Raw genomic sequence first — 11463 nt, 5'->3', positions numbered from 1 at the left:
TTACTTAAAGAAGTTGGTGAGAAATAAATACTCACTACACAATACTGTCCTACCTATATATTATTAACTAAATAACTAGATAAATGGGGTCAGCACATAATGGCACTTTTCTTATTTGCCATTATGCTCTGACCCCGATATTTCTTTTACCTAAAAATCCGTTGAACATCTACTAGTAATCCCGCAAAAATATAAGATTCGACGATTTCATTATTTTTATAGGTGGTATAGTTAGAGAAAAAGCAAGGGGACGTATCGGGACCAGTGAAAAAATATTAAATAGAATTCGAGAACACAATATATAGAAACTTGATTGAACTATAACTACTATATTTTGTGTCTTTTGAGCGTATTATTAATATTTCATAGACTTTTTCACCAGTCTCGGACGTATCTTGTGCTTCCCAAAGAAGCACAAGATACGTCCCCATGTTATTACTGTGACTAAATACGGATGAACGGAGAGGCGGTGATTTTCATTAAATAATACAACGTCTATAAGACAAAAGAGCAAGAAAACGTTGGGCCTGTCCAAGCAGGGTTAGACTTATCGAATATGTAGCGACTATAGAATCAATTTTTTCGTCATTTTTACATATTTTCGTCACGAAAATAACAATGTAGGGATGACAAATTTCGGTTAATTCCCAGTAAAATAAAGTTGGGAATCTTTTTTTATTGGCTGTGTTATTATCCAATGTTGATTTTTTTTGCTCAGCTTTTCAGCTAATGCTGAAAAGCAAGTGAAACCGCGGTTTCACTCGATGAGCCAAAAATCTTAAATAGCAACATTGGTCTTTAGCACAGCTTAATTATTACTATTTGTGAATTATTGCACAAAACAGGAGGCTTCATTATGCGTTATCAAAACATTTTCAAAGAAGGAAAAATAGGCAATTTATCACTGAAAAATAGAGTGGTCATGCCGCCTATGGGAACAAATCTAGCGGGTTCGGAAGGGGAAGTTACTAATCAACTCATTGCCTATTATGAAGCAAGGGCAAAAGGGGGAACAGGATTAATTATCCTTGAATTTACTTGTATTGATTATGAATACGGGAAAGGATTTATCCGTCAATTAAGGCTTGATAACGATCGCTTTATCCCAGGGATTCATCGTATAGCTGATGCAGTACATAAATATGGTACAAAAGTTTTTGTACAAATCCATCATGCAGGCAGACAATCAAACTCTTCGTTAATAAATGGAAATCAAATCGTTGCTCCTAGTAAAGTTGCCAGCGCCGCAGTAGGAGAGGAACCTCGGGAATTAACGACAGCAGAAGTAAAAGAGTTAGTAAACAAGTTTGTTCAGGCCGCGGTAAGATGCCAGCAGGCGGGAATTGATGGTGTTGAGCTGCACGGTGCACATGGTTATTTAATTAATCAGTTCTTAAGTCCGGATTCGAATTTACGTACTGATGAATACGGGGGAAGCTTCCGCAATCGAATGAGATTTATCGAAGAAATTATATCTGGGATTAGAGAAAGTTGTGGGCCGGATTACCCTGTGACCGTTCGGCTCAATGTCGATGATTTTGTTGAAAGCGGCATCAGTTTAGAAATAGGCAAACAAACGAGCCGATATTTGGAACAACTGGGAGTAGATGGGCTACATATTAGCTGTGGAACGTATGAATCGGTGGACAAAATCATTGAATCCCCTTTATTTGCCCAAGGATGGAGAGTCTATCTAGCAGAGGAAATAAAGAAAGAAGTAAATCTTCCGGTGATTACGGTAGGGTCCATTCGAGAACCACAATATGTAGAAAATATTTTATCTGAGGGAAAAGCCGATTTTGTGGCCATTGGAAGGGGATTAATTGCTGACCCAGAGTGGGTAAACAAAACCATGGAGGGGCGCGAAACTGAAATTAGAAAATGTATTAACTGTCTTCATTGTATTCATTCAGTTATGGGAAACTCACATGTTCTCTGTTCTATCAATGCAAAGGCAGGCCGAGAATTAGAGTTTAAGGAGATTCAGGCTCTAGCTGCTGATGAAAAACGTCATGTAGTCGTCGTTGGTGGTGGTCCAGGTGGAATGGAAGCGGCACGGGTGCTGTCATTAAAAGGTTATGATGTCACTTTATTTGAAAAAAGTCATAAACTTGGAGGGCAATTGCATCTTGTCACGGATCCGCTTTATCGTGAAAAAATGGAATGGCATATTGATTATCTGAGCAATGAAATGCAACGCTTAAATATTGATGTCCGAATGAATACAGAGGCAACTATGGAGGAAATCACATCGATCAAGCCGTATGCTGTTTTATTGGCCACAGGGGGAAGACCAAGGCTTCCGCAAGTGGAGGGCAATGATTTAGATCATGTCTATACTTATGAAGATATTAAGCTGCAGGAAATGGTTTTTACTAATAGTAAAGTGACTGTGGTAGGGAGCGGGATGATCTGTCACGGAACGACGCGACGCCTTGCAGAAGCGGGGAATGTGGTCACATATGTAGAAATTCCAACAAAAGCAAGCAAGCGAATTGGCGCTGAAACCAGAATAAGACTGCTTGATAAGCTAAAACAAGCAAACGTGGACATTGTGATCGATAACAAATTGGTAAAAATTCTTCCGGACTACATTCTCGTGGAGGACTTAGTTTCTGGGAAGCTATCTCAATATGAATCAGAGTATGTGATTGTTGCGATGGGGGTAGAAGCGTATAATCCTTTAGAGGAAGCATTAAGAGAACAGATGGAGAATGTGTTTGTAATTGGAGATGCAGCAGGCTATGCTTCGCTTGGCGATGCGACCCGCGGCGCCTTTGAAAAGGCCTACTTTATTGAATCTAAGGTAACTCCTAGAGAAGATAAAGAGGTTTTGCAGCCAGTATGATTTAGATAAAAGCAGCAATTGATATTAGTATAAACTCATGTTCAGATCACCTAGCCCTCTGAGGTCAGATGCGGATGGATTTGCGCGAAGGGACTAGGCGCTAGTATTTTTGAAAGTAAGAAATGTTAGGGAGCTCTTGTCTTTTGTTATGAAAAGCATGGGACGTATCTTGTGCTTCCTAAAGGAGCACAAGGTCCGTCCCTTTGTTATTCCCAAAAATTATTACAAACAGAAGTATCTGCTCGTTCAAAATAAACTTTTTAAGACGAGAAGAATTAAAATGTTTGCCAATCTAACACTTAATATAAAACAAAGATTCCGACTTTGGTATAATGAAGTGGATTAAATACTACTATTCCAAAAAAAAAGAACTTGAAACTGAAGCTGGATTAGAATTTACGGAGGTGAGAAACGAAAGGAACATAGGTTCTATATAGAAACAAAACCGTAAAAAAGGCGATAGAAAAATAAAACTCACAACAGGATAAATAGTCAGAAAATTTTTAAATAATTTATTGACACTAACGTCATGTGTGACTACAATATTATTAACGATATAAATTAGGAGTAGATGGGAATGAATTTAGAAAATCTCTCTAGAACAGAAAAACGTAAGGCTTTAATGAGGGAACAACTAATTAATGCTGCAATGCAATCCTTTTTAGATATAGGTTATATTAAATCTACAGTAAATGATATCACTAATCGAGCAGATGTTGGACATGGAACTTTTTATCAACATTTTAAAAATAAACAAGACTTATTAGGGATATTAGTAGATGAGATTGCTGAAAAAGTGGATGAATTTATTCAGCCAAAAGAAAGAAATTTAAATTTATACGAAAGAATGCAATACGAGGCAAGAAGAATACTAGAATTTTATGTTAGTAATCGAAGCATATTTATGGCATTAACAGAAGCTATGATGGTAGATAGACAATTTGAGGAAAAATGGAATAGTATAAGTGAAAGTTTATTTAGACGCATTGAGCGAGATATTAAAGGCTCTGTGAAAAAAGGTTATTGTCATGATATGAATGTTGATGTAACAATACGAGCATTAACTTGTATGTTTGAAGGTTATGGCCATCATTTGATGATGAATCCTCCTACACAAGAGGAATTAATTGAAGTAGCTGATTCGATGACGGCACTTTGCTACCGCGCAGTTATTAAAAATGATGAAAACAAAGGGATTTAAGAATAAAGAAGATGAGAGGGTAAAATCCCTTTTTTTCTACATAAAATTCAGAATAATGACAATATTCTTTAAATGAATAAAACTGACTCATCTTTATCCAATTTTATCGTGAAAAATAGCTGCATCGATTACATATGTTAGTCACTAATAAAATTTATTGGGTTATCTATTCCCTGTAAGCGGATTCATTCGTTAGGGTTAATCTTTAGAATCCTTTCTTATTCTTTTCTATATACGGGTAAGTTTTTTCTCTTCTTCTCCATCCCTTTTTCTATCTGTTATTGTATTTAAAGTGCCTTCATATGCTCTTACTTTAATATCCTTAAAGGAGGTGGTTTATCGTCGTAACGGTTAATAGGGACTATAATACTTTTTTAAATGGACTTATGAAAAGCAATGTTAGGAATTAAAGGGGAGGATTTAGTTTGGCAAAACATAATGTTTATAATCAAAGAAGATTAACAGAATCATATTGGCCTGCTGACACGACACAACCACTCCATGACTGGACTGTAGGTCAGCTATTGAGAGATGTGGTAAGAGAAGTACCTGATCGTTTAGCACTCGTTGAAGGAACAGAAGATGCTGCAAAGAGGAGAAAATGGACTTACGAACAACTGCTAGCTGACTCAGAACGTGTTGCAACAGCCCTTTTAAAGAGATTTAAACCAGGAGAACATATCGCTATATGGGCACCTAATAGCGTTGAATGGGTACTAGTGGAATTTGGGTGTGCCATTGCGGGTTTAACTTTAGTCACTGTCAATCCTGCATTTAAGGAAAAAGAACTCGATTATGTCTTAAGGCAATCTCAAGCGGCTGGAATCTTCGTTGCAGATGAATATCGCGGTCATCATTTACTCACAACAGCCCGTGAAGTCCAAAAGAAATTATCTACTCTCCGCGAGGTTATTGGATTTTCTGAATTCGATCAGTTTATTAATAACGGCAATGATAGGTCCATTCCATTCCCCAATGTCAAAACAGATGATTCGTTTGTGATTATGTATACATCTGGAACAACCGGCAAACCAAAAGGTGCAATTCTCCACCACAAAGGAATTACTAATAGTACGAAGTTTATGGCTGAACGGGCTGGTCTTGAGGTTGGAGGTGTCTGGGTAAATGTGATGCCACTTGTACACATGGGCGGATGTGGATTCGCTGTTATCGGAACGCTTCAACAACGGGGTACACATGTTCTAGTACCAGGTTTCGATGCCGAATTGTTTATGAAGTTGGTTGAAAGGGAGAAGGGAACATTCGCTCTACTCGTACCGACAATGGTCGAGGCCATTTTAAATTGCCCTGAACGAAGCAAGTACGAACTATCAACCATCCGTAGTATATTATCTGGTGCATCAAAAGTTGAACCTCATTTAGTACGCCGTGTTAAAAAAGAATTAGGTTGCGGTATTTCGATTGTTTGTGGTCAAACAGAAATGCATGGCGGCACGACGCAGACGCACTTAGATGATTCACCAGAAGATCAAGCGGAAACGATTGGACAACCTTACCCTCAAATTGAAATTAAAATCGCTGATCCTGCAACCGGAGAAGTCTTGCCACTAGGACAAGAAGGAGAAATTTGCTGTCGGGGCTATCAAACAATGATTGGATATTATCAAATGCCCGAACAAACGGCAGCTACACTTACGGATGATGGTTGGCTGCTCTCAGGGGATATCGGTACAATGGATGAGCGTGGTTTTATTAAAATAAAAGGCCGTTTAAAAGAGCTAATTATTCGTGGTGGAGTGAATATTTATCCATCAGAGATTGAATCCTTACTTAAAGAGCATCCTTTGATTCAGGATGTAGCTGTTCTTGGTGTTCCAGATGAATACTGGGGAGAACAAGTAGCTGCTATTGTCATTCCAAATTCTAGTAAAACGCCGCCAAAAGTAGAAGAACTCGAAGAATATTGTAAAGCAAATATGGCGTCTTTTAAAAGGCCAAGATACTGGCATTTTGTCGATCAATTTCCACAAACGGCAGCTGGAAAAATTCAAAAGTTTAAACTTCGCGAAATCGCGATTGAAAACACAAAAAGACAAGATGCACCTTTAACATAGATGGTGGGCCCAATTTTAACGATCTAGCATGATTACAATTCTAAATTAGAATCCGTATTTTAGGCTCAATAGAATTTTTTTTGCATTATAATGACGACATTGTCACATATGACTTCAAAGTCTATATCAATAGTAACATTTTTTAGACAACACTGGCCTGTTCTCTTATTAATCACAAAATGATTAGTCTTGTGATAGATGTAGAATGGGACAGCATTTTATAAGGATAGAATGGAAGAGTTGAAATGGGGGAGCAAGTTTGAAGAATATTTATTTAATCGAAGGGGCAAGAACTCCTTTTGGTGGATTCGGGGGCGGATTAAAATCAGTTACGGATATTGATCTTGGAGTGGTAGCTGGAAAAGAAGCCATTGCCCGAAGTGGCGTTGATCCAAAAGAAATTGATCATGTATTTTTTGGAAACGTCATTCACACATCGAAATCAGCCTCCTATTTGGCTAGACATATCTCCTTGAAAATAGGAATCCCAGAAGGAAAACCGGCTTTAATTGTGAGCCGTGCGTGTGGGTCAGGAGTTCAATCAATTATTTCAGCTGTTCATTCTATTCTAGCGGGGGACAGCGAAGTAGCCCTTGCTGGTGGAACAGAAAATATGAGCCAATCTCCACATGTTTTACGAAATACACGATTTGGCACCGGCTTAAAAGCGCCAGTAATGGATGACATGCTTTTGTCTTCATTGACGGATGAATATATCGGCTGTGGAATGGGAAGGACCGCCGAGAATTTAGCAGAAAAGTATCAAATTTCACGAGAAGAGCAAGATGAATTCGCAGCTGTCTCTCATCATAAGGCCTATGAAGCTATACAATCGGGGCGGTTTGCAGAAGAAATCGTACCTGTAGTGATTCCCGATCGAAAAAAAGGTGAAAAAATCATTTCTCAAGATGAACATGTAAAAGGGGATACATCGGTAGAGAAACTGAGTAATCTCAAACCATCTTTTAAAAATGGGGGAACCGTGACTGCAGGAAATGCAAGTGGAATTAATGATGGTGCGGCGGCAGTGGTGATTGCATCGGAAGATTTTCTTCAGGCTAATCCACAAATAAAGCCATTAGCAAAGATCAAATCTTGGGGGATTGCAGGTGTAGATCCTCATCTCATGGGAATTGGGCCTGTTCCATCTAGTAGAATTGCGCTTCAAAAAACAGGACTATCTGTTGGCGATATCGATTTATTTGAATTAAATGAAGCATTTGCAGCCCAATCGATTGCTGTTATCAATGAATTACAAATTGACCCAAATAAAGTCAATGTAAATGGCGGAGCCATTGCATTAGGTCACCCAGTAGGTGCAAGTGGGACACGTATTACCTATTCCTTAGCACTGGAATTGCATAAACGAAACTTGAAATACGGCTTAGCAACACTCTGTATTGGCGGCGGACAAGGTATCTCTATTGTGATAGAAAAAGTCTAATTATTTCTTGGATTCATTTCCTTTTGAACCAAATGATTTATTAAAAATTATTTTGGAAGGGGATATCAGTTTGAAAAGTGAGATTTACCGTAATACGAGATTAATAGAATCCTATTGGCCCGCTGATACAACAAGGTCACTTCATGATTGGACACTTGGCCAAGCTCTGAGAGAAGCTGCCGCGGAGGTGCCGGATCGCATCGCTTTAATTGAAGGGATTGCTGACACACAAAAAAGACGGAGATGGACATATGCGGAGTTACTTGAGGATGCAGAAAAAACGGCAGCAGCTTTGCTTTCAAAGTTTAAGCCTGGGGAACGTATTGCCGTTTGGGCGCCAAATGTAGTTGAATGGGTGCTGATTGAATTTGGATGTGCGCTTGCTGGGATGACATTGGTTACGGTAAACCCGGCTTATAAAGCCAATGAACTTGAATACGTGTTGAACCAATCACGAGCAGCTGGCCTATTTTTAATCGAAGAGTATAGGGGACATGATATGATGGCAACTGCAAATCAGATTCGCGACAATGTTCCTAATTTACGGGAAGTAATAGGGGTTTCCAGGTTTGCTGATTTTATCAAGTCAGGTATTATTCAGGTATTTCCAGAGGTTAAACCAAAAGATCATTGTATTATCATGTATACATCAGGTACAACTGGGTTTGCAAAGGGTGTGTTGTTTAATCACAAAGGAACAGTGAACGCATGTTATTTCACTGCCGAAGGAGCAGGTTTGGAGATAGGTGGTGTTTGGGTGAATCCAATGCCAATGTTCCATATTGGTGGTTGTGGGTTAGCCACCGTAGGGGTTATTATGCAGCGGGGTACACAAGTTTTAGTGCCTTATTTTGACCCTGCACTTTTGCTCCAATTGTTTGAAGAGGAAAAGGGAACATTTTCTCTGCTTGTTCCAACTATGATTGAAGCATTATTAAATCATCCTGACCGTAAGAAATTTAATCTTTCAACCCTTAAACATTTCATGTCTGGTGCATCTAAAGTTGAAGCCTCCCTTGTTCGAAGAGTGGCTTCAGAGATGGGGATTGGTGTTTCCATTGTCTTTGGACAGACAGAAATGCATGGAGTCGTTTCCCAAACTCATCGTGAAGATTCTGTTGAGGATCAAACGGAAACACTCGGCCAATCGATGCCCCACTGTGAGATAAAAGTAGCTGATCCTGAAACAGGAGAAATACTCCCAATAGGTGTTCAAGGGGAATTCTGTTATCGTTCAACTTATCAGACAATGGATGGGTATGATAATATGCCGGCGGAGACAGCCAAGGTCATCACACCAGATGGGTGGTTTCATTCAGGAGACATAGGTACTATGGATGAAAGAGGTTTCCTCCGTATCACTGGTCGCATAAAGGATATGATTATTCGAGGTGGCGAGAATATCTACCCAGCAGAAATTGAACAACTCTTAAAAAGTCATCCGAAAGTAGCGGATGCAACAGTCATTGGAGTTCCAGATCCAGTTTTTGGGGAGCAAGTGGCTGCTGTTATCATCCCACAGTCAGAAGAAGATCCACCTGTTCCTGACGAGCTATCTGAGTATTGTAAAACCAATCTTGCGGGATATAAAAGGCCTAGACAATGGTATTTCGTTTCAGAGTTTCCGATTACTGCTACAGGTAAACTTCAAAAATATAGGCTTAAAGAGCAAATTCTTCAAGAAAAACTAGAAACATAGGCACAATTATGATAATTAAGCAATGATCATTGAAAATAATATAGTGTACAAGAGGTGCCTCATAAAAAGGAGGCACTTCTTCTTCAAGGATGTCAGATGAAAAACTTGATTGTTTAAAGCTATTTTGAATTGAATCTTAAATATTTTGAAATATTTGTAAATTTGACACTATCGTCATTGACACTAGTGTCATATATGACTATAATGTAAATTAAGATAGGAAATTAACCATACGGGAGTTAATACCGATGAAAACAATGAACAATAGAAAGGAAATAAAAGAAAAACTGAATATGGAGCCGGTTAATAAACGAATCATAACCGGGGCTATGGAAGTGTTTGCTGATATTGGTTATAAAAAAGCGACGGTTAAAGATATTGTCAGCAGAGCCAATGTTAGTCATGGAACCTTCTACAATTATTTCAAGAATAAACCTGACCTCCTTAATAGTATGGTAAATCAACTTATTAGAAATATTGATTCCTATACCCATCCCTCAAATCGAACGCTAAATCTATATGAAAAGATGCGAATGGAAGCGATTAAAATTTTAGAGTACTACATAACAAATCGAAACGTTCTGATCGCATTAAAAGAAGCGAAAATGTTCGACAGAAAATTTGAAGAAGGTTGGCTAAAAATTAGTGAAGGCCTCTTTAGACGAATTGAACGTGATATTTCTGGGGCCATCGACAAAGGTTTGTTTCGTAAGGTAAAACTTGATGTTACAATTCGGTCGATCACCAGTATGTTTGAGGGGTATGGTTACCATTTAATGATGAATGACCATAATGAAAAAGAAGTTTATGAAGTCGCCGACTCTTTGACAAAATTATGCTATAAAGCTTTGTTTAAGGATTAATACTAATCTCTACTAAAACTCAAGAATGAAACTTAAGCAAGAAGCCAAATAGATGAAAAAAACTTGGGAGGTTGTATCTATGCAAGATGTTTATATTCTCGGGATTGGAATGAACCGGTTTGGAAAATATCCTGAAGAAACCGTACGTACGATGGCTGAAGATGTGATTAATCAGGCTTTAAAAGATGCAGGAATTGGCAAAGAAGATATTGAAGCTGGTTTTTTCTCAAATTCATTTTGGGGAATGTTTGACAATCAACATTCCATTCGCGGGCAAGTCATCTTCAGAGGGATGGGGATTGATCGAATTCCAGTTACGAATGTGGAAAATGCTTGTGCAGGTGGTTCCACTGCGCTTCACTTAGCTTATACAGGAATAAGAGCAGGAATGTATGATGTTGCAATTGCTGTTGGTTCGGAAAAAATAACGAATCCTGATAAAGCGAAATCATTATCTTCTTATTCCAGTTGTATGGATGTAGAAAATTATGAACAACAAATTCAAACGCTACTGGAATATGGAAAAAATTTGCAGGTTAAGCTGCCGGCTGATGAATCAAAACCAGGTTCAGGTAGAAGTGTTTTTATGGACGTTTATGCCATGATGACTCGTTGGCATATGAGAAAATATGGAACCACTCAAAGGCAACTTGCAACGATTGCAGCAAAAAACCATTTTCATTCTTCACTCAATCCAAAAGCTCAATATCAAACGGCAATGAACGTGGAAGAGGTATTAGCTGATAGCCCTGTAACCTATCCGCTAACGCGAAGTATGTGTGCACCTGTTGGCGACGGAGCAGCAGCAATTGTGGTTTGCTCGGAATCCTTTCTTAAGAAAATCGGTGGAAGTCGGGCGGTTAAAATTCTTGCATCTGTCCATGGACAGGGAAGCAATCGTGACCTTGATGGCGAAGACATTGGTGAAAGGCTAGCAAAAGCAGCCTATGAAATGTCGGGCTTAGGTCCAGATGATATTGATTTTGCTGAATTGCATGATGCCACTGCATATGGAGAATTACATCAATGCGAAGCGATGGGATTTTGCCCTCCTGGTGAAGGCGGCAAGTATGCCGAATCAGGTGCAACAACATTAGGGGGAGAAAAACCAATTAATACAAGTGGAGGACTTGAAAGCCGTGGACATCCAATCGGTGCTTCGGGACTTGCGCAACTTTATGAAGTTGTTACCCAACTTCGAGGAGAAGCTGGAAATCGACAAGTGATTGGCGCAAAAATTGGTCTAGCTGAAAATGGCGGCGGAAGCATTGGCGTAGAAGAAGCAGCGATGTGTATCCATATTATCGGAAAAGCATGATAATAGATTGGTAGA

At 38.9% G+C, this 11463-nt stretch carries 7 protein-coding genes; all 7 read left to right on the top strand.

What is annotated here, in order from left to right; translation table 11 throughout:
* Window positions 1–856: 856 nt before the first annotated feature.
* The 7 genes from GNT69_RS16190 to GNT69_RS16160 all read left to right on the top strand — a co-directional run bounded on the left by GNT69_RS16190 (window position 857) and on the right by GNT69_RS16160 (window position 11448).
* Window positions 857–2848 carry an oxidoreductase gene (locus tag GNT69_RS16190; protein WP_203555994.1) on the top strand — a complete coding sequence of 664 codons (1992 nt, stop codon included), beginning with the start codon at window positions 857–859 and terminating at the stop codon, window positions 2846–2848.
* A 577-nt stretch (window positions 2849–3425) separates the two neighbouring features.
* A complete protein-coding gene (locus tag GNT69_RS16185; RefSeq protein ID WP_203555993.1) occupies window positions 3426–4049 on the top strand; it encodes a TetR/AcrR family transcriptional regulator in 624 nt (207 codons plus the stop codon).
* Window positions 4050–4474: 425 nt separating this feature from the next.
* Entirely contained in the window at window positions 4475–6124 is a 1650-nt protein-coding gene (locus tag GNT69_RS16180; RefSeq protein WP_203555992.1) for an AMP-binding protein, read from the top strand.
* Window positions 6125–6383: 259 nt separating this feature from the next.
* Window positions 6384–7568 carry a thiolase family protein gene (locus GNT69_RS16175; RefSeq protein WP_203555991.1) on the top strand — a complete coding sequence of 395 codons (1185 nt, stop codon included), beginning with the start codon at window positions 6384–6386 and terminating at the stop codon, window positions 7566–7568.
* A 70-nt stretch (window positions 7569–7638) separates the two neighbouring features.
* Window positions 7639–9267 (top strand): AMP-binding protein, encoded by a 1629-nt coding sequence (locus tag GNT69_RS16170; protein ID WP_203555990.1) that lies wholly within the window; start codon window positions 7639–7641, stop codon window positions 9265–9267.
* Window positions 9268–9515: 248 nt separating this feature from the next.
* Window positions 9516–10130 carry a TetR/AcrR family transcriptional regulator gene (locus GNT69_RS16165; RefSeq protein ID WP_203555989.1) on the top strand — a complete coding sequence of 205 codons (615 nt, stop codon included), beginning with the start codon at window positions 9516–9518 and terminating at the stop codon, window positions 10128–10130.
* Between the two features lie 79 nt (window positions 10131–10209).
* Window positions 10210–11448, top strand: coding sequence for a thiolase family protein (locus GNT69_RS16160; protein WP_203555988.1), 1239 nt, complete (start codon window positions 10210–10212; stop codon window positions 11446–11448).
* The last annotated feature ends 15 nt before the right edge of the window (window positions 11449–11463 follow it).

This window comes from Bacillus sp. B15-48 (assembly GCF_016879755.1).
GTDB lineage: Bacteria > Bacillota > Bacilli > Bacillales > Cytobacillaceae > Mesobacillus_B.
The sequence above is the reverse complement of the archived record's forward strand: the minus strand, read 5'-3'. Positions and strand labels throughout refer to the sequence as shown.